Annotated in this window: 18 protein-coding genes, 1 tRNA gene and 1 pseudogene; all 20 read left to right on the forward strand. The window is 66.2% G+C overall.

What is annotated here, in order from left to right:
• The first annotated feature begins 119 nt into the window (after positions 1 to 119).
• On the forward strand, positions 120 to 809 hold the full coding sequence (locus tag ACTJJX_RS26670) for a DUF502 domain-containing protein (RefSeq protein WP_003105540.1): 690 nt from the start codon (positions 120 to 122) through the stop codon (positions 807 to 809).
• A gap of 248 nt (positions 810 to 1,057) precedes the next feature.
• A complete protein-coding gene (locus ACTJJX_RS26675) occupies positions 1,058 to 1,831 on the forward strand; it encodes an ABC transporter ATP-binding protein (protein ID WP_003096153.1) in 774 nt (257 codons plus the stop codon).
• A gap of 14 nt (positions 1,832 to 1,845) precedes the next feature.
• Positions 1,846 to 2,598 carry an ABC transporter substrate-binding protein gene (locus ACTJJX_RS26680; RefSeq protein WP_003096156.1) on the forward strand — a complete coding sequence of 251 codons (753 nt, stop codon included), beginning with the start codon at positions 1,846 to 1,848 and terminating at the stop codon, positions 2,596 to 2,598.
• A gap of 61 nt (positions 2,599 to 2,659) precedes the next feature.
• Positions 2,660 to 3,355, forward strand: coding sequence for an ABC transporter permease (locus tag ACTJJX_RS26685; RefSeq protein ID WP_003105543.1), 696 nt, complete (start codon positions 2,660 to 2,662; stop codon positions 3,353 to 3,355).
• Complete coding sequence (locus ACTJJX_RS26690) at positions 3,352 to 4,044, forward strand: ABC transporter permease (RefSeq protein ID WP_003096163.1); 693 nt, start codon at positions 3,352 to 3,354, stop codon at positions 4,042 to 4,044. The genes ACTJJX_RS26685 and ACTJJX_RS26690 overlap by 4 nt, the downstream gene beginning before the upstream one ends.
• A gap of 68 nt (positions 4,045 to 4,112) precedes the next feature.
• Complete coding sequence (locus ACTJJX_RS26695; protein WP_003105545.1) at positions 4,113 to 5,333, forward strand: methyltransferase; 1,221 nt, start codon at positions 4,113 to 4,115, stop codon at positions 5,331 to 5,333.
• A 403-nt stretch (positions 5,334 to 5,736) separates the two neighbouring features.
• The gene (locus tag ACTJJX_RS26700) at positions 5,737 to 6,207 is read left to right on the forward strand and encodes a MarR family winged helix-turn-helix transcriptional regulator (protein ID WP_003105547.1); all 471 of its coding nucleotides are present in this window, start codon (positions 5,737 to 5,739) and stop codon (positions 6,205 to 6,207) included.
• A 3-nt stretch (positions 6,208 to 6,210) separates the two neighbouring features.
• Positions 6,211 to 7,689: an efflux transporter outer membrane subunit gene (locus ACTJJX_RS26705; protein ID WP_003158393.1), complete on the forward strand. Its 1,479-nt coding sequence runs from the start codon at positions 6,211 to 6,213 to the stop codon at positions 7,687 to 7,689.
• A gap of 14 nt (positions 7,690 to 7,703) precedes the next feature.
• Positions 7,704 to 8,888, forward strand: a complete 1,185-nt coding sequence (locus tag ACTJJX_RS26710) for an HlyD family secretion protein (RefSeq protein WP_003105511.1) — start codon at positions 7,704 to 7,706, stop codon at positions 8,886 to 8,888.
• Positions 8,889 to 8,898: 10 nt separating this feature from the next.
• Positions 8,899 to 10,428, forward strand: coding sequence for a DHA2 family efflux MFS transporter permease subunit (locus tag ACTJJX_RS26715; protein ID WP_003096173.1), 1,530 nt, complete (start codon positions 8,899 to 8,901; stop codon positions 10,426 to 10,428).
• A 73-nt stretch (positions 10,429 to 10,501) separates the two neighbouring features.
• Positions 10,502 to 10,577 (forward strand) — tRNA-Thr (locus tag ACTJJX_RS26720).
• Between the two features lie 234 nt (positions 10,578 to 10,811).
• The gene (gene rfbB, locus ACTJJX_RS26725) at positions 10,812 to 11,870 is read left to right on the forward strand and encodes a dTDP-glucose 4,6-dehydratase (RefSeq protein WP_003105513.1); all 1,059 of its coding nucleotides are present in this window, start codon (positions 10,812 to 10,814) and stop codon (positions 11,868 to 11,870) included.
• Entirely contained in the window at positions 11,867 to 12,775 is a 909-nt protein-coding gene (gene rfbD / locus ACTJJX_RS26730) for a dTDP-4-dehydrorhamnose reductase (RefSeq protein WP_016562463.1), read from the forward strand. The genes rfbB and rfbD overlap by 4 nt, the downstream gene beginning before the upstream one ends.
• Entirely contained in the window at positions 12,772 to 13,653 is an 882-nt protein-coding gene (gene rfbA / locus ACTJJX_RS26735) for a glucose-1-phosphate thymidylyltransferase RfbA (protein WP_003105518.1), read from the forward strand. Before rfbD ends, rfbA begins: the two co-directional genes overlap by 4 nt.
• Positions 13,653 to 14,198 (forward strand): dTDP-4-dehydrorhamnose 3,5-epimerase, encoded by a 546-nt coding sequence (rfbC, locus tag ACTJJX_RS26740; RefSeq protein WP_003105520.1) that lies wholly within the window; start codon positions 13,653 to 13,655, stop codon positions 14,196 to 14,198. The genes rfbA and rfbC overlap by 1 nt, the downstream gene beginning before the upstream one ends.
• A gap of 59 nt (positions 14,199 to 14,257) precedes the next feature.
• Positions 14,258 to 16,096 carry a two-component system sensor histidine kinase DctB gene (gene dctB / locus ACTJJX_RS26745; protein ID WP_003141891.1) on the forward strand — a complete coding sequence of 613 codons (1,839 nt, stop codon included), beginning with the start codon at positions 14,258 to 14,260 and terminating at the stop codon, positions 16,094 to 16,096.
• Positions 16,093 to 17,481 (forward strand): two-component system response regulator DctD, encoded by a 1,389-nt coding sequence (gene dctD / locus ACTJJX_RS26750; RefSeq protein ID WP_003105523.1) that lies wholly within the window; start codon positions 16,093 to 16,095, stop codon positions 17,479 to 17,481. The genes dctB and dctD overlap by 4 nt, the downstream gene beginning before the upstream one ends.
• A 240-nt stretch (positions 17,482 to 17,721) precedes the next feature.
• Positions 17,722 to 18,717: a C4-dicarboxylate TRAP substrate-binding protein DctP gene (gene dctP, locus ACTJJX_RS26755; protein WP_003105525.1), complete on the forward strand. Its 996-nt coding sequence runs from the start codon at positions 17,722 to 17,724 to the stop codon at positions 18,715 to 18,717.
• Positions 18,718 to 18,735: 18 nt separating this feature from the next.
• Positions 18,736 to 19,368, forward strand: a complete 633-nt coding sequence (gene dctQ, locus ACTJJX_RS26760) for a C4-dicarboxylate TRAP transporter small permease protein DctQ (protein WP_003105527.1) — start codon at positions 18,736 to 18,738, stop codon at positions 19,366 to 19,368.
• Positions 19,365 to 19,877, forward strand: a pseudogene (gene dctM, locus ACTJJX_RS26765) (C4-dicarboxylate TRAP transporter large permease protein DctM); the annotation flags it as partial. The gene dctQ and the pseudogene dctM, both read left to right, overlap by 4 nt.

Genomic DNA, 19,877 nt, shown 5'->3' on the forward strand with positions numbered 1-19,877 from the left:
CACAGCCTACAAGGAATGACGAATCGCCGCGGCGGATCTTTCGCCCATCCCGGCGAACGGCCGAGCGTGAGCCAGGCAGTGCCGATAGACTAGGCGGACCTTGTCCGGACCCCCGATCGATGCTGAAGAAAAGCTTCAACTCCCTGCTCACCACCTGGCTCGCCGGCCTGCTGGTGATGCTGCCGCTGGTACTCACCCTAGCCTTGCTGGCCTGGGTGGTCAGCTTGCTGAACCGCTTCGTCGGGCCATCCAGCCTGATCGGTCGCGGCTTCGCCGCCATCGGCCAGCCGCTCGCCGGCGATTCGCCACTGGCCTACCTGCTCGGTACCGCGCTACTGCTGGTAGCCATCTACCTGCTTGGCCTCGGCGTACAGCTAGGCCTGAAGCGGCCGCTGGCCAACCTGTTCGACCTGACCCTGCGGCGCACCCCGCTGATCGGCAACCTGTACAACCTGGCCGACCGTTTCGTCGGCCTGCTGGACAAGAAGCAGGACGCCGACATCGCCGCGATGAGTCCGGTGTGGTGTTTCTTCGGCGGCGACGGCGCCGCCGTGCTGGCGCTGATGCCCAACCCCGAAGCGGTGGAACTGGACGGCCGCGCGCACTACGCGATCCTGGTGCCGACCGCGCCGATCCCGGTGGGCGGCGGCCTGCTCTACGTTCCGGTGGAATGGGTGAAACCGGCACAGATCGGCATGGACACCTTCACCAGCATCTATGTGTCGATGGGCATCACCCCACCGCCGCCGCTGGCCGCCGCCAAGGTGCTGGCGGAGCCGCGCGCGGAGCAGCCGCCGGCGGCTCCATAGGCGGTCCCGCATGCCCGGGAACGGGGCGCACACCGACCTCCAGGCTCTGCTTCAGGTCAGGGTTCGCCAGGAGTTTTCTTCGAAAGCCGACAGTTTTGTTCCTACGCGACAGCGCACTGCAGCGATGCGACAAGATGCCGCCAACCCCGCTCCAGAGGCACGCAGCCTGCTTGGCTCCGGTTGAAGCGCTGTGCTAGCTTGCCTTCGCCAGGAAGGCCCTTCCAATCCGAATAACAAGAGGAAAATCCATGGCCGAGGCCACCCCCGCACTGGAAATCCGTAACCTGCACAAGCGCTACGGCGACCTCGAAGTGCTCAAGGGCATCTCCCTCACCGCCCGCGACGGCGACGTGATCTCCATCCTCGGATCGTCCGGCTCGGGCAAATCCACCTTCCTGCGCTGCATCAACCTGCTGGAGAACCCGCACCAGGGCCAGATCCTGGTCTCCGGCGAAGAGCTGCGCCTGAAGAAGAGCAAGAACGGCGACCTGGTCGCCGCCGACAGCCAGCAGATCAACCGGCTGCGCAGCGAACTCGGTTTCGTCTTCCAGAATTTCAACCTGTGGCCGCACATGAGCATCCTCGACAACGTGATCGAGGCGCCACGTCGCGTACTGGGCAAGAGCAAGGCCGAAGCGATCGAGATCGCCGAGGGCCTACTGGCCAAGGTCGGCATCGCCGACAAGCGCCACAGCTATCCCGCGCAACTTTCCGGCGGCCAGCAGCAACGCGCGGCCATCGCCCGGACCCTGGCCATGCAACCCAAGGTGATCCTGTTCGACGAGCCCACCTCGGCGCTCGACCCGGAAATGGTACAGGAAGTGCTTAACGTGATCCGTGCGCTCGCCGAAGAGGGCCGGACCATGCTGCTGGTCACCCACGAAATGAGCTTCGCCCGCCAGGTTTCCAGCGAGGTGGTATTCCTCCACCAGGGCCTGGTAGAAGAGCAGGGAACGCCGCAACAGGTTTTCGAAAACCCCCAGTCGGCGCGCTGCAAACAGTTCATGTCCAGCCACCGCTAACGGAGCAACACCGCATGAAGAACTATAAGAAGATCCTGCTGGCCGCCGCTGCAACCCTGGCCTTCGCCCTCGACGCCAGCGCCGCCGACAAGCTGCGCATCGGCACCGAAGGCGCCTACCCGCCCTTCAACGGCATCGATGCCAGCGGCCAGGCGGTCGGCTTCGACCTCGACATCGGCAAGGCGCTGTGCGCCAAGATGAAGACCGAGTGCGAGGTGGTGACCTCCGACTGGGACGGCATCATCCCGGCGTTGAACGCCAAGAAGTTCGACTTCATCGTCGCGTCCATGTCGATCACCGACGAGCGCAAGCAGGCAGTCGACTTCACCGATCCCTACTACACCAACAAGCTGCAGTTCGTCGCGCCGAAGAGCGTCGACTTCAAGACCGACAAGGACTCCCTGAAGGGCAAGGTGATCGGCGCCCAGCGCGCCACCATCGCCGGCACCTGGCTGGAAGACAACATGGCCGACGTGGTCACCATCAAGCTCTACGACACCCAGGAGAACGCCTACCTCGACCTCTCCTCGGGGCGCCTGGACGGCGTGCTGGCCGACAAGTTCGTGCAGTACGACTGGCTGAAGAGCGACGCCGGCAAGGAGTTCGAGTTCAAGGGCGAACCGGTGTTCGACAACGACAAGATCGGTATCGCCGTGCGCAAGGGCGACCCGCTGCGCGAGAAGCTCAACGCCGCGCTGAAGGAAATCGTCGCCGACGGTACCTACAAGAAGATCAACGACAAGTACTTCCCCTTCAGCATCTATTGATGCCAAGCCAGGCCACCGCCGGGCGCGTCCCGGCGGTGGCCGCCTTCAGGCCTGACTTCTCATGATTCTCGACCTGCATGGGTTCGGCGAGCAACTGCTCGCCGGTACCTGGATGACCCTCAAGCTGTCGCTGGCGGCGGTCTGCGTGGGGCTGCTGCTCGGCCTCCTCGGCGCCATCGCGAAGACTTCGAAGTACGCGGCCCTGCGTTTCCTCGGCGGCACCTACACCACCATCGTCCGTGGCGTGCCGGAAACGCTCTGGGTACTGATGATCTATTTCGGCACGGTGAGCGGCCTGAACGCCCTCGGCGACCTTTTCGGCAAGCCGGACCTGGCGCTCTCGCCGTTCGCCGCCGGCACCCTGGCCCTCGGCCTGTGCTTCGGCGCCTACGCCACCGAGGTGTTCCGCGGCGCGCTGTTGTCCATTCCGCGCGGCCATCGCGAGGCCGGCCAGGCGCTCGGCCTGTCGCCCGGACGGATATTCTGGCGCATCGTCCTGCCGCAGATCTGGCGGGTCGCCCTGCCCGGCCTCGGCAACCTGTACCTGATCCTGCTGAAGGACACCGCGCTGGTGTCGCTGATCACCCTCGACGAGATCATGCGCAAGGCGCAGGTCGCCTCCAACGCGACCAAGGAACCCTTCACCTTCTACATGACCGCGGCCGCCATCTACCTGAGCCTCACGGTCGTCATCATGGTCGCCCTGCACTTCCTCGAACGTCGCGCCGGCCGTGGTTTCGTGAGGAACGAGCTATGAGCGAGTGGGAGCTGATCCTCAAGTGGATGCCGAAGATGCTCCAGGGCGCGGCGCTGACCCTGGAGCTGCTGGCGATCGCGGTGGTCGCCGGGCTCGCCCTGGCCCTGCCGCTGGGCATCGCCCGCGCCTCGCGGCACTGGTACGTGCGCGCGGTGCCGTACGCCTACATCTTCTTCTTCCGCGGCACGCCGCTGCTGCTGCAACTGTTCATCGTCTACTACGGCCTGGCGCAGTTCGAGGAAGTGCGCAAGAGCGCCTTCTGGCCCTACCTGCGCGATCCGTACTGGTGCGCGCTGCTGACCATGACCCTGCACACCGCCGCCTATATCGCCGAGATCCTCCGCGGCGCGATCCACTCGGTGCCGGTCGGCGAGGTGGAGGCCGCCCGCGCCCTCGGCATGTCGCGGCGCCAGGCGCTCTGGCACATCATCCTGCCGCGCGCGGTGCGCATCGGCCTGCCGGCCTACAGCAACGAAGTGATCCTGATGCTCAAGGCCAGCGCGGTGGTCTACACCGTGACCCTGTTCGACATCATGGGCATGGCCCGGACCATCATCGCCCGCACCTACGAATCGATGCTGTTCTTCTGCCTGGCCGGCGCGCTGTACCTGGTGATCACCATCGTGCTGACGCGGATCTTCCGCCTGATCGAACGCTGGTTGCGGGTCGACGCCACCCAGGGCCGCTGAGCGGGCGCTTTCCGATGCCTGCGGGGCGGCTATAATCGCCGCCCCGTTTTCCCGCTGCCGCTCGCATCGTGTCCGAAACCTTCCCGTTCCTCACTGGCGACGCCCTGTCGCAGCGCTTCCTCGCGCTGGACGCGTTCCTCCTCGAACACCAGCGGCTCTGGCGACCCCGCCCGTTCAGCGAACCGACCCTGGCGTGGGAAGCCGAACACGCCGAGCTGGCGTCCTGGCTGCGCGGGCGCAGCCTCGAACAGGCCGACGCGGAGCACAACCAGCCCACCCGCCTGGCCGCGCCCGCGCCTTATCCGCAGCTCGCCGCCCAGGCCGCAGCGCTGGGCGCGGTCGGCGAACTGCCATTGGCGGAACGCCCGCAGGCACCGAACCGCTTCAATGTCGACGTACCGGGACGCAAGTGGCAGCAGATCGGCCTGTTCGCCGGGCGCCTGCAGTTCGCCAGGCCGGTCGTCCACTGGCTCGACTGGTGCTCCGGCAAGGGCCATCTGGGCCGCCTGCTGGCCCATGCGGGGCAACCGCTGACCTGCCTCGAACACGATCCCGCGCTGGTCGCCGACGGACAGCGCCTGAGCGACCGCCTGGGGCTCTCCGCCCACCACCTCCGCCAGGATGTGCTGGCCGTGGACTGCGCCGAGCGCCTGCTTCCCGGGCATACGCCAGTGGCCCTGCACGCTTGCGGCGAACTGCACCTGCGCCTGCTGCGCCTGGCCAGCCAGGCCGGCTGTCGCCAACTGGCGGTGGCGCCATGCTGCTACAACCGCATTCCGGGGCCTTTCTACCAGCCGCTCTCGCAAGCGGCAGGCCGATCGCTGCTCGCGCTATCGCTTGACGACCTGCGCCTACCCCTGAGCGAGACAGTCACCGCCAGCCAACGGGTCCGTCGCCAGCGCGACCAGTCGATGGCCCGGCGCCTGGGTTTCGACCTGCTGCAGCGCGAGCTACGCGGAATCGACCAGTACCTGAGCGTGCCTTCCCTTCCGGTGGCCTGGCTGGAACGTCCATACGCCGACTACTGTCGCGAACTCGCCGTCCTCAAGGGACTTCCCGAACCGGCCGCGCGCGACTGGCAGGCGCTGGAAGCGGCCGGCTGGAAGCGCCTGGCGATGGTTCGCAACCTGGAACTGGTGCGCGCCCTGTTCCGCCGCCCGCTGGAACTCTGGCTGCTGCTGGACCGCTGCCTGTATCTGGTCGAACAGGGCTATAGCGTCCGCCTGGGCGAGTTCTGTCCGACCTCCCTGTCTCCGCGAAACCTGCTGATCCTTGCGGAGCGCAGCTGATACGGGTGTTCCGGATGGTTGCCCACACAACCTGTGGATAAGTCTGGTGACAAGTTCTGGGAAACATCTGCAGAGGGGCCCGTATCCAGGGGCGGCCAATGCTGTTCAAAAAATGAACAGAAAAAATAAAATCCATATAAAACAATATCTTGTTAACAACCGAAATAACCGCAGCGACTCTTAGAGCGTTTCCTTCCTATCCCTTGCCCACTTGTGCATAAGCCTGGCTTTCCGGTTAATCCGAAAGTGGACTTCAGCACCGACAATAGTTGCAAAACGGCATCGTATGACGTTCGAAGGAACGGATTGTTCTTTTATTGCAACGGTTGACCTCTTGTTAATCGCTGCCTAGGCAGTATTATTTTGAAACACTTTCCCTGCCTAGACAGCGATCCCCTCCACCATGGGTCACTACAGCGCCTCCGACTTTCCCTTCAAGGGCTCCATTGGCCAGCTCATCGGCGTCAGTGCCGCGACCAAGGACCGCATCCTCGAGAAGCACCTCGCCGCGCTGGACATAACCGCCGCCCAGTTCAAGGTGCTGATCTTCGTCGGTCTCAACCGTGCCAACAGTCCGGTCGAACTGTGTCGCGAGCTGTCGGTGGACAGCGGCTCGATGACGCGCATGCTGACGCGCCTGGAGAAAAAAGGGCTGCTGCTGCGCGGCCGCTGTCCCGAAGACCGCCGTTGCCTGCGCCTGGATCTCAGCGAAGCGGGACGGAAGGTCCAGGAGCAGCTTCCGCTGATCGCCTCGGCGGCGATGAACGAGCTGGTCGCCTGCCTGAGCACGGAAGAATTGCAGACGCTGACCCATCTGCTGACCAAGGTTCTGCTACACGCCGGCTGCCCGCGGGCCAGCCTGCAGGAGTCCTGATCCATGCCCTTCCCTCCTCTCCATCTCTGGCCGCAGCGATTGGCGCTGGCCTCGGCGATACTGCTGGCCGCCGGCTGCGTCACTTCCGAAGGCCTGGAACCGAACGCCCGACTGCAACCGGCAGGCGCCCTCCAGGCGGGCAGGAGCCTGGACGGCGTAGCCCTTTCGCCAGCGGCCTGGCCGCGCCAGGACTGGTGGACCGGGCTCGGCGACCGGCAGCTCGACCAACTGATCGGCGAAGCCCTGCAAGGCACCCCCGACCTGCAGATCGCCGAGGCGCGTGCGCGCCAGGCGGCGGCAACGGCCCAGGCGCAAGATGCCGCGCGCCAGCCGACGCTGGACGCCAAGGCCAGCTACTCCGGCATCCGCGCGCCGACCAGCGTGGCCCCGGCACCGCTCGGCGGCCGCTATTCGGCGATCAAGTACCTGTCGCTCGGCTTCAACTACGACTTCGACCTCTGGGGCGGCGAGCGCGCCGCCTGGGAAGCCGCCCTCGGCCAGGCCAATGCCGCCCGGATCGACAGCCAGGCCGCGCGCATCGGCCTCTCGGCGAGCATCGCCCGCGCCTACAGCGACCTCGCCCACGCCTTTACCGTGCGCGATCTCGCCGAGGAAGAACTGAAGCGCTCGCAGCGCATGACCGAGCTGAGCCAGAAGCGCATGAGCGCCGGGCTCGACAGCAAGGTCCAGCTGCAACAGACGCAGACCCAGCTGGCCACCGCCCGCCAGCAGCTCAGCGCCGCCGAGCAGGACATCGCTAGCGCCCGCATCGCCCTCGCCGTGCTGCTGGGCAAGGGGCCCGATCGCGGTCTCGAACTGCAGCGCCCGCAACCGCTGAACCCGGCCAGCCTGAGCCTGCCCTCGGTACTCCCGGCGGAACTGCTCGGCCGCCGCGCCGACATCGTTGCCGCGCGCTGGCGGGTCGAGGCGGCGCGCCGCAACATCGACTCGGCGAAGACCGAGTTCTATCCCAACCTCAATCTCGGCGCGATGGCCGGCCTCGCCGCCCTGCACACCAGCGACGTGTTGCAGGCGCCGAGCCGCTTCTTCCAGGTGGCGCCGGCGATCTCCCTGCCGATCTTCGACGGTGGCCGCCGCCGCGCCAACCTGGCCGAACGCGACGCCGACTACGACCTGGCCGTCGGCCAGTACAACAAGACGCTGGTCCAGGCCCTCGGCGAGGTCAGCGATAACCTCGGCAAGTTGCGCTCCCTGGAGCAGCAGGTGATCGACCAGCGCCAGGCCCGCGATATCGCCAGGTCCAACTTCGACCTGGCCATGCGTCGCTACGGCGAAGGCGTCGGCAGCTACCTCGACGCCCTCAGCGTGCAACAGCAACTGCTGGTCACCGAACGCCAGCTGGCCAGCCTGGAGAGCCAGCAGATCGATCTTTCCGTCCAGCTGGTCCAGGCCCTGGGCGGCGGTTTCCAACCCGATTCCCGCTCCGCTGCGCTCGCTACCGCGAAAGCGCCGGCAGAATGAACGAGGCACCCACCATGACTACCGCCAACAGCGAAACCCCCGCCGGCAACCCGAAGCGCAAGCGCTGGTTGCTGATCCTGCTCGCCGTGATCGTCCTCGCCACCCTGGCCAGCGTGGCCTGGGAGTTCTTCTACGGCCGCTGGCACGAGGACACCGACGACGCCTACATCAACGGCAACGTGGTACAGATCACCCCGCAGATCGTCGGCACCGTGGTCAGCATCGGCGCCGACGACGGCGACCTGGTGCGCAAGGGCCAGGAACTGGTCAGGTTCGATCCCAGCGACGCCGACATCGCCCTCCAACGCGCCGAGGCCAACCTGGCCCACACCGTACGCCAGGTGCGCGGGCTGTTCAGCAACGTCGACGGCTATCGCGCCGAGGTCGCCACCCGCAAGGTCGCGCTGGCCAAGGCCGAGGCCGACTACAAGCGGCGCAAGAACCTCGCCGACGACGGCGCCATTTCCCAGGAGGAACTGGCCCACGCCCGCGACGCCCTGGACAGCGCGAAAGCCTCGCTGACCAGCTCGGAACAGCAGTTGAACACCAATCGCGCGCTGGTCGACGACACCCAGATCACCTCCCATCCGGACGTCAAGGCCGCCGCCGCGCAACTGCGCCAGGCCTACCTGGACGACGCCCGCTCGACCATCGTCGCGCCGGTCACCGGCTACGTCGCCAAGCGCAGCGTACAGGTCGGCCAGCGCGTGCAACCGGGCACTGCGCTGATGGCCGTGGTCCCGCTGGACCAGATCTGGATCGACGCCAACTTCAAGGAAACCCAGCTCAAGCACATGCGTATCGGCCAGCCGGTGGAGATCCGCTCCGACCTCTACGGCAGCGACGTGCGCTACAGCGGCACCGTCGACAGCCTCGGCGTGGGAACCGGCAGCGCGTTCTCCCTGCTGCCGGCGCAGAACGCCACCGGCAACTGGATCAAGATCGTCCAGCGGGTGCCGGTGCGCATCCATATCGATCCGCAAGAATTGCAGAAGCATCCGCTGCGCATCGGCCTGTCGATGGACGTCAAGGTCGACCTGCACGACCAGAGCGGCCCGGCCCTGGCCCAGCAGCCACCGCGCGAAGCGCTGTTCTCCACCGATGTCTACCAGCAGCAACTGGCCTCGGCCGACAAGCTGATCGAACGCCTGATCGAAGCCAACCTCGCCGAAGACCACGGCAAGACCGCCCAGCGTTGAGCCCGCCAGCATGAGCGAAAGCAGCAGCTTCTCCCCGCCCAGCCTGGTGATGGCGACCATCGGCCTGTCCCTGGCGACTTTCATGCAGGTGCTCGACACCACCATCGCCAACGTCGCCCTGCCGACCATCTCCGGTAACCTCGGGGTGAGTTCGGAACAGGGCACCTGGGTGATCACCTCGTTCGCCGTGAGCAACGCCATCGCCCTGCCGCTGACCGGCTGGCTGGCCCGGCGGGTCGGCGAGGTGCGCCTGTTCATCGCCGCCGCGCTGCTGTTCGTACTCGCCTCGTTCCTCTGCGGCATCGCCCAGTCGATGCCTTCTCTGGTCGGCTTCCGCGCCTTGCAGGGCTTCGTCGCCGGGCCGCTGTATCCGATCACCCAGACCCTGCTGATCTCCATCTACCCACCGGCGAAGCGCGGCATGGCCCTGGCCCTGCTGGCGATGGTCACGGTGGTGGCGCCGATCGCCGGGCCGATCCTCGGCGGCTGGATCACCGACGACTACAGCTGGCCGTGGATTTTCTTCATCAACGTGCCGGTCGGCCTGTTCGCCGCTTTCGTCGTCTACCAGCAACTAAAGGCACGCCCGGTGGTGATCAAGAAGGCGCCGATGGACTACGTCGGCCTGATCGCCCTGGTGATCGGCGTCGGCGCCCTGCAGATCGTCCTCGACAAGGGCAACGACCTGGACTGGTTCGAGTCGAACTTCATCGTCGGCGGCGCGCTGATCGCGGCGATCGCCCTGGCCTTCTTCATCATCTGGGAATTCACCGACCGCCATCCGATCGTCAACCTGCGCCTGTTCGCCCACCGCAACTTCGCCGCCGGCACCCTGGCGCTGGTGCTGGGCTATGCCGCGTTCTTCGGCATCAACCTGCTGCTCCCGCAATGGCTACAGACCCAGATGGGCTACACCGCCACCTGGGCCGGGCTGGCCGCCGCGCCAATCGGCATCCTCCCGGTGTTCCTCTCGCCGCTGGTCGGCCGCTACGCCAACCATTTCGACCTGCGCATGCTCGCCGGCCTGTCGTTCCTGGCGATGGCCATCACCTGCTTCATGCGCGCCAACTTCACCACCGAGGTCGACTACCAGCACATCGCCATCGTGCAGTTGATCATGGGGCTCGGCGTGGCGTTCTTCTTCATGCCGATCCTGAGCATCCTGCTCTCCGACCTGCCCCCCGACCAGATCGCCGACGGCTCCGGCCTGGCCACCTTCCTGCGCACCCTCGGCGGCAGCTTCGCCGCCTCGCTGACCACCTGGATCTGGAACCGCCGCGCCACGCAACACCACGCCTATCTCAGCGAAAACATCAGCCTCTACGACCCGGCCACCCACGAAACCCTCGCCCAGCTCGGCGGCAACACCCAGGCGAACGCGGCGCTGCTCGACAGGATGGTGCAGAGCCAGGCCTACATGATGTCCACCATCGACTACTTCACCATGCTCGGCTGGCTGTTCCTCGCCCTGCTGGTGATCATCTGGCTGGCCCGCCCGCCGTTCGGCGCCAAGCCCGGCGCGGCCGCCTCCGGGCACTGAGAACGAACGGCATACGGGCAGGAAAATCAGTGGTTTACTCCTGGCGGCGGCTGGCTATAATGTCGCCCTCTTCGCCGGTATAGCTCAGCTGGTAGAGCAACTGACTTGTAATCAGTAGGTCCCGGGTTCGACTCCTGGTGCCGGCACCATGAATCCCGAAAAGCCCCGCCTCGCGCGGGGCTTTTTGTTTTATCCTGCTTCCTTTCTACCCAGTGATGGCACTTCGAATAGAATGCCGGGTCAGATGCACCTACCAGATCTGGGGTTGGCAGGATCGCCATTTTTCCCGTACTAATCGTCGTCTTCACGATCGATTGGTACACCTTGGCGGGACGTGTCGAAGCAGCCCTACGGACAACCACTGCTTGAACAAGGTATGACTCATGACGATTCTCGTGACCGGCAGCGCCGGCTTCATCGGCGCCAATTTCGTGCTCGACTGGCTGGCCCTGCATGACGAGCCGGTGGTCAGCCTCGACAAGCTCACCTACGCCGGCAACCGGCAGAACCTCGCCAGCCTCGACGGCGACGCCCGGCACACCTTCGTCGCCGGCGATATCGGCGATAGCCAGCTGGTAGCCCGCCTGCTCGCCGATCACCAGCCGCGGGCGATCCTCAACTTCGCCGCGGAATCCCATGTGGACCGCTCGATCCACGGCCCCGAGGACTTCATCCAGACCAACATCGTCGGCACCTTCCGCCTGCTGGAAGAAGTGCGCGCCTACTGGGGCGCGCTGGAGCCGGAAGCGAAGGCGGCATTCCGCTTCCTCCATGTCTCCACCGACGAAGTCTATGGCTCGCTGGCACCGAGCGATCCGGCCTTCACCGAGAACAACCGCTACGAGCCGAACAGTCCCTACTCGGCGTCCAAGGCGGCCTCCGACCACCTGGTGCGGGCCTATCACCACACCTACGGGCTGCCGGTGCTGACCACCAACTGCTCGAACAACTACGGCCCGTACCACTTCCCGGAAAAGCTCATCCCACTGGTGATCCACAACGCCCTGGCCGGCAAGCCGCTGCCGATCTACGGCGACGGCCAGCAGATCCGCGACTGGCTCTACGTCAAGGACCATTGCAGCGCCATCCGCCGGGTCCTCGAAGCCGGGCAACTGGGCGAGACCTACAATGTCGGCGGCTGGAACGAAAAGGCCAACCTCGACGTGGTCGAGACCCTCTGCGCCATCCTCGACCAGGAGCAGCCGCGCGCCGACGGCCGCAGCTATCGCGAGCAGATCACCTTCGTCAAGGATCGTCCGGGCCATGATCGCCGCTACGCCATCGATGCCACGCGCCTGGAGCGCGAGCTGGGCTGGAAGCCGGCGGAAACCTTCGAGACCGGCATCCGCAAGACCGTGCGCTGGTACCTGGACAACCAGGACTGGGTGGCCAACGTAACCAGCGGTGCCTACCGCGAGTGGGTGGGTAAGCAGTACGCATGAACCGGATCCTTCTCCTCGGCGCCAACGGCCAGGTCGGCTGGGAGCTGCAGCGCGCCCTGGCGCCGCTGGGCGAACTGCTGGTCTGTGACCGTCGGCGCGCCGATCTCGCCGACCCCGAAGGCCTGGCGCGACTGGTTCGCGCCGAGCGGCCGCAGTTCATCGTCAACGCCGGTGCCTACACCGCGGTGGACAAGGCCGAGAGCGATGCCGACAACGCCCGCCTGATCAATGCCCGCGCCGTCGCGGTACTGGCCGAGGAGGCCGCGGCCTGCGGCGCCTGGCTGGTGCATTACTCCACCGACTACGTGTTCGACGGCGCGGGCAGCGTGCCTTTCGCCGAGGACGCGCCGACCGGCCCGCTGAGCGTCTACGGGCAGACCAAGCTGGAAGGCGAGCAGGCCATCCGCGCCAGCGGCTGCCGCCACCTGATCTTCCGCACCAGCTGGGTCTACGCCGCGCGCGGCGGAAACTTCGCCAAGACCATGCTGCGCCTGGCCGGGCAACGCGACGAACTCAAGGTCGTGGCCGACCAGTTCGGCGCGCCCACCAGCGCCGAGCTGATCGCCGACGTCACCGCCCAGGTCCTGCAGCGCCTGCGCTGGGATGCCGAGCTGGCAGCACGGGCCAGCGGCACCTACCACCTGGTCGCCAGCGGCGAGACGTCCTGGCACCTCTATGCGCGCTTCGTCATCGAACAGGCGCTGGAGCGGGGCTGGGAGTTGCAGGCGACGCCGCAGCGGGTCCTGCCGATCGCCACCGAGGACTACCCGGTGCCGGCGAAGCGTCCGGCCAATTCGCGCCTCGACAACCGCAAGCTGCAACAGGTCTTCGGCCTGGTACTGCCAGACTGGCGCTACCATGCCGGACGCATGATCCAGGAACTGAGCGAGCAGGGACCACTATGAAACGCAAGGGCATCATCCTCGCCGGAGGCTCGGGCACCCGCCTGCACCCGGCAACGCTGGCCATCTCCAAGCAGCTGCTGCCGGTGTACGACAAGCCGATGATCTACTACCCGCTCAGTACCCTGATGCTGGCGGGCATCCGCGAGATACTGATCATCTCGACCCCACAGGACACCCCACGCTTCCAGCAGTTGCTGGGCGACGGTTCAAACTGGGGCCTGGACCTGCAATATGCCGTGCAACCGTCGCCGGACGGCCTGGCCCAGGCCTTCCTGATCGGCGAGTCGTTCATCGGCAACGACCTCAGCGCGCTGGTCCTGGGCGACAACCTCTATTACGGCCACGACTTCCACGAGTTGCTCGGCAGCGCTTCGCAGCGCCAGACCGGCGCCAGCGTCTTCGCCTACCACGTGCTGGACCCGGAGCGCTACGGCGTGGTCGAGTTCGACCAGGGCGGCAAGGCCATCAGCCTGGAAGAGAAGCCACTGGAGCCGAAGTCGAACTACGCGGTCACCGGCCTGTATTTCTACGACCAGCAGGTGGTGGACATCGCCAGGGACCTGAAGCCTTCGCCGCGCGGCGAGCTGGAGATCACCGACGTCAACCGCGCCTATCTGGAGCGCGGCCAGCTCAGCGTGGAGATCATGGGCCGCGGCTACGCCTGGCTGGATACCGGCACCCACGATTCGCTGCTCGAGGCCGGCCAGTTCATCGCCACCCTGGAGAACCGCCAGGGTCTCAAGGTGGCCTGCCCGGAAGAGATCGCCTACCGGCAGAAGTGGATCGACGCCGCGCAACTGGAAAAACTCGCCGCGCCGCTGGCCAAGAACGGCTACGGCCAATACCTCAAGCGCCTGCTGACCGAGACCGTGTACTGATGAAAGCGACCCGCCTGGCAATTCCCGACGTCATCCTCTTCGAACCCCGGGTGTTCGGCGACGATCGCGGATTCTTCTTCGAAAGCTACAACCAGCGCGCCTTCGAGGAAGCCTGCGGTCATCCGGTCAGCTTCGTCCAGGACAACCATTCGCGTTCCGCCCGTGGCGTCCTCCGCGGCCTGCACTACCAGATCCGGCAAGCCCAGGGAAAACTGGTGCGCGCCACTCTCGGCGAGGTATTCGACGTGGCCGTCGACCTGCGTCGCGGCTCGCCGACCTTCGGCCACTGGGTAGGCGAACGCCTGAGCGCGGAGAACAAGCGCCAGATGTGGATTCCGGCCGGCTTCGCGCACGGCTTCGTGGTGCTCAGCGAATACGCCGAGTTCCTCTACAAGACCACCGACTTCTGGGCACCGGAACACGAACGCTGCATCGTCTGGAACGATCCCGAGCTGAAGATCGACTGGCCGCTGCAGGATGCCCCCCTGCTTTCGGAGAAGGACCGCCAGGGCAAGGCATTCGCCGACGCCGACTGCTTCCCCTGAACGGCAGGGAGCGACCGGACTCGGCGCAAGGCGTGATAATTTAGGGCATCCCGTCCGGGATGCCCCGGATACTCGCAGCCACGGCAGGTTCGTTCGTCTTGAAAGCCTATTTCCATCGCTGGCGCTCGCTGGTCATCCTCGCCCTGCTTCTCGCGCCGCTGCTCTGGCCCCTGCAATATTTCGCCGAGCGCTACTACAGCGAGCAGTTGGCCGAGCAGAACCGCCAGACGCTCGACCTCTACGTCGCCAACCTGCTCGGCACGCTGCGCCGCTACGAAGAACTGCCGCAGATCCTCGGCGGCCTGCCGGTGCTGCGCCAGGCCCTGCAACAACCTGGCGACCCGCTGCTGCAGAAGATCGCCAACGAGGCGCTGGCCGACATCCGCCGACGCACCGGCGCCGACGTGATCTATCTGCTGCAGCCGGACGGCACCACCCAGGTCGCCTCCAACTGGGCCCAGGCGGACAGTTTCGTCCACCGCAACTTCGCCTTCCGCCCCTATTATCGCGAGGCCATGCAGGGCCGCCTGGCGCGCTTCTTCGGCCTGGGCACCACCTCGATCAAGCGCGGTTACTACTTCGCCAGTGCGGTGAAAGAAGGCTCGCGGATCATCGGCGTGCTGGTGGTGAAGGTCGATCTCGAACACATCGAACGGCTCTGGGGCAATTCCCCGGAGCAGTTGCTGGTGATAGACAACTACGGCGTGGTGATCCTCTCCTCGCGCGAGGATTGGCGCTTCCATGCCAGTCGGCCGCTGAGCGCGGCGGAGCGCGACGAGATCCACGCCAACATCCCCTACCCGGTGCAGGACCCGAAGCCCCTGCGCCTGCAACAGAGCGCCTGGCTCAGCCAGAGCCGGACGCTGCCGGAAACCGGCTGGACGGTGAGCATCTACGCCCCCCGCACCCTCATCGAACGGCCGGTGCGCAGCGTCCTGCTGATCGGCGGCGCGACCCTGCTCGCCCTGCTCCTGCTGCTTACCCTGCTGACCCTCAGCCGCCGTCACTACCTGGACCGCATCGCTCTCGAGGCCGAGGCCAAGCGCCAGTTGGAAGAGCGCGTACTGGAACGCACCCGCGAGCTGGAGAACGCCAACGCGCAGTTGCAGCAGGAAGTCCACGAACGCGAACAGGCCCAGCGCGAGCTGATGCGCGCCCAGGACGAAGTGGTCCAGGCCGGCAAGCTCACGGCCCTCGGCACCATGTCGGCGAGCATCAGCCACGAACTCAACCAGCCGCTGGCGGCGATCCGCAGCTACGCCGACAACGCCCGGGTGCTGCTCGACCACCAGCGCACCGAGGACGCCCGCGGCAATCTCGAGCAGATCAGCGACCTCACCACCCGCATGGCCTCGATCATCGCCCACCTCAAGGCCTATGCCCGCGGTGCGCGCCGGGCGCCGGAGAACGTGCAGTTGCAGCCGGCGATCGAGGACGCCCTGTCGATGCTCGCCAGTCGGCGGCGGGCGATGAACGTCGAACTGCTGCGCGACGTGCCGGACGCCCCGCTGTGGGTCCAGGCCGGCGAGACCCGCTTGCGGCAGATCCTCGGCAACCTGCTCACCAATGCCCTCGACGCGCTCGCCGAGAAAGCTCCGCCACGGCGCCTATGGGTGATCGCCAGCCAGGACCAGCACGGCGTGATCCTGACCCTGCGCGACAACGGCCCGGGGTTTTCCGAGGACGCCCTGGCCCACGCCCACGAACCCTTCTTCACCACCAAGACCACCGCCAAAGGGCTCGGCCTCGGCCTGGCCATCTGCGATAACCTATTGCGCGCCCTCGGCGGCCGCCTGGAAATGGGCAACCATCTCGAAGGCGGCGCCGTGGTGCGCCTGCACTTGCTGCCGGGAGTTCCCGGCGTCGCCGCCATGCCCCAGGAGGAAACCCGCGCATGAGTCCCTTCGCGCCATTCGATGCCCAGACCCAGGTCCTGCTGATCGACGACGATCCGCACCTGCGCCAGGCCCTGCGCCAGACGCTCGACCTCGCCGGGCTCAAGGTCGCGACCCTGGACGACGCGCGCCAGTTGGATACCGCGCAGTGCAAGGACTGGCCCGGGGTGGTGGTCAGCGACATCCGCATGCCCGGCATCGATGGCATGGAACTGCTCCGCCAATTGCACGAACAGGACGCCGACCTGCCGGTGATCCTGATCACCGGCCACGGCGACGTGCCGCTGGCGGTCCAGGCCATGCGCGGCGGCGCCTATGACTTCCTGGAAAAGCCCTTCCCCAGCGACGCCCTGCTCGACAGCGTGCGCCGCGCCCTGGAGGTGCGCCGGCTGGTCCTGGAGAACCGCACCCTGCGCCTGGCCCTGGCCGAACGCCACGAGCTGCATGGGCGCCTGATCGGACGCTCGGCCGGCATGCAGCGCCTGCGCGAGCAGGTCGGCTCGCTGGCGGCGATCCAGGCCGACGTGCTGGTCCTTGGCGAAACCGGCGCCGGCAAGGAGGTGGTCGCGCGGGCCCTGCATGACCTGTCGAGCAGACGCGACGGACCGTTCGTCGCGATCAACGCCGGCGCCCTCGCCGAATCGGTGGTGGAAAGCGAACTGTTCGGTCACGAGGCCGGCGCCTTCACCGGCGCGCAGAAGCGCCGCATCGGCAAGTTCGAGTACGCCAATGGCGGCACCCTGTTCCTCGACGAGATCGAGAGCATGAGCCTGGACGTGCAGGTCAAGCTGTTGCGCCTGCTGCAGGAACGGGTAGTCGAGCGGCTCGGCTCCAACCAGTTGATCCCGCTGGATATCCGCATCATCGCGGCAACCAAGGAAGACCTGCGCCAGGCCGCCGACCAGGGCCGCTTCCGCGCCGACCTCTATTACCGCCTCAACGTCGCCAGCCTGCGCATTCCACCGCTGCGCGAGCGCGGCGAAGACATCCCGCTGCTGTTCCGCCATTTCGCCGAAGCCGGCGCCATGCGTTATGGCCTGACGCCACGCGAACTGGACGCCGGCCAGTCGGCGCGGCTGCTGGCCTACGACTGGCCGGGCAACGTGCGCGAATTGCAGAACGCCGCCGAGCGCTTCGCCCTGGGTCTCGGCCTGAGCCTGGACGACGGAGTCCTGCCCGACGCCGCCGACGAGCCGCACAACCTCAGCGCCAAGGTCGAGGCCTTCGAGCGCTCGCTGATCGCTGCCGAACTGGAACGCCCGCACAATTCGCTGCGCAGCGTCGCCGAGGCCCTCGGTATCCCGCGCAAGACCCTGCACGACAAGCTGCGCAAGCACGGCCTGCCGTTCAACACACCTGGCGAAAATCCGCCAGATGATGGCGAATGAATGGCGGATTACCGCCAACCGTTCGCCATCCGCGCCCGCAGCATCTCCCCTGCGTACCCTTGCCCGACTGGCACAGGGCTTGCTCACGGCTTCCCGAGCGTTCCAACAAGCAGAAGACCAGGCGCTTTTCCGATTCACGCAGCATCTGCCGCTGCGCTGCCTAGACTTCCCTTGTTCGGCCACGCCGAGAGGACACCCGTCCTCTTCATAAAAGACAGACAAGAACAAAGAGGAAGTCTCATGCTCAAGCACACCGCGAAGGCGCTCGTCTGCGCACTTTCCCTGACCGTCGCCGGAATCGTCCAGGCAGCCGACCCGATCGTCATCAAGTTCTCCCACGTCGTCGCCGAGCACACGCCCAAGGGCCAGGGCGCGCTGCTGTTCAAGAAACTGGTGGAGGAACGCCTGCCGGGCAAGGTCAAGGTGGAGGTCTACCCGAACTCGTCGCTGTTCGGCGACGGCAAGGAGATGGAAGCCCTGCTGCTGGGCGACGTGCAGATCATCGCGCCGTCGCTGGCCAAGTTCGAGCAGTACACCAAGAAATTGCAGATCTTCGACCTGCCGTTCCTGTTCGACAACATCCAGGCGGTCGACCGCTTCCAGCAGAGCCCGCAGGGCAAGGAGCTGCTGACCTCGATGCAGGACAAGGGCATCACTGGCCTCGGCTACTGGCACAACGGGATGAAGCAGTTGTCCGCCAACAAGCCCCTGCGCGAGCCGAAGGACGCCCGCGGCCTGAAGTTCCGCGTGCAGGCCTCCAAGGTGCTCGAGGAACAGTTCAAGGCGGTGCGCGCCAACCCGCGCAAGATGAGCTTCGCCGAGGTCTATCAGGGCCTGCAGACCGGCGTGGTCAACGGTACCGAGAACCCCTGGTCGAACATCTACTCGCAGAAGATGCACGAAGTGCAGAAGTACATCACCGAGTCCGACCACGGCGTGCTGGACTACATGGTGATCACCAACACCAAGTTCTGGAACGGCCTGCCGGAAGACGTGCGCGGCGTGCTGGCCAAGACCATGGACGAGGTCACCGTGGAGGTGAACAAGCAGGCCGAGGCGCTCAACCAGGGCGACAAGCAGCGCATCGTCGAGGCCAAGACCAGCGAGATCATCGAACTCACTCCCGAACAGCGGGCCGAATGGCGCAAGGCCATGCAGCCGGTGTGGAAGAAGTTCGAAGGCGAGATCGGCGCCGACCTGATCAAGGCCGCCGAAGCCGCCAACCAGGCCCAATAAGAAGAAGAGGGAAAGCCCATGCACGCGCTCGCGCGCGTCTGGGCGCGCCTGGAGGAAGGCCTGATCGCCTTCCTCCTCGCCGCCATGACGCTGGTTACCTTCGTTTATGTAGTCCTCAATAACCTCTATACGCTGCTCTACGATCTCGCCGATCTCTGGGAGGGCGGCAACGAGACGCTGCTCGCCATCGGCGATGGGGTCCTCACCCTGGCCCAGGAGATGACCTGGAGCAACGCCCTGACCAAGGCCCTGTTCGCCTGGCTGATCTTCCTCGGCATCGCCTACGGCGTACGCACCGCCGGGCACCTCGGCGTGGACGTGCTGGTGAAGCTGGCCTCGCGACCGGTACAGCGAGTGCTCGGCGTGATCGCCTGCCTGGCCTGCCTCGGCTACGCCGGCCTGCTCTGCGTGGCCAGCTACGACTGGGTGAAGACCCTGTTCATCGCCGGCATCGGCGCCGAGGACCTCGACCACTTCGGCATCCGCCAATGGCACATCGGCCTGATCGTGCCGGTCGGCTTCGCCCTGGTGTTCATCCGTTTCGCCGAGATCCTCGTGCGCATCCTGCGCAACCGCCAGACCGGACTGGGACTGGCCGACGAGGCTGCCGACGCGCTGAAGCTGACCGAGCACGAGGAGCCCAAGGCATGACCATTCTGTTCCTCTTCCTGCTGCTCTTCCTGCTGATGTTCATCGGCGTGCCGATCGCCGTCTCCCTGGGTCTCTCCGGCGCACTGACGATCCTCCTGTTCAGCCCGGACTCGGTACGCTCGCTGGCGATCAAGCTGTTCGAGACCTCCGAGCACTACACCCTGCTGGCGATCCCGTTCTTCCTGCTCTCCGGCGCGTTCATGACCACCGGTGGCGTGGCGCGGCGCCTGATCGACTTCGCCAACGCCTGCGTCGGACACATCCGTGGCGGCCTGGCGATCGCCGCGGTGCTCGCCTGCATGCTCTTCGCCGCGCTATCCGGCTCGTCTCCGGCAACGGTGGCGGCAGTGGGTTCGATCGCCATCGCCGGCATGGTCCGCTCGGGTTATCCACAGGCGTTCGGCGCCGGGATCGTCTGCAACGCCGGCACCCTCGGCATCCTCATCCCGCCATCGATCGTGATGGTGGTCTACGCCGCCGCCACCGAGACCTCGGTGGGCAAGCTGTTC

Source organism: Pseudomonas sp. 22490, from assembly GCF_052044465.1.
Classification (GTDB): Bacteria; Pseudomonadota; Gammaproteobacteria; order Pseudomonadales; family Pseudomonadaceae; genus Pseudomonas; species Pseudomonas aeruginosa.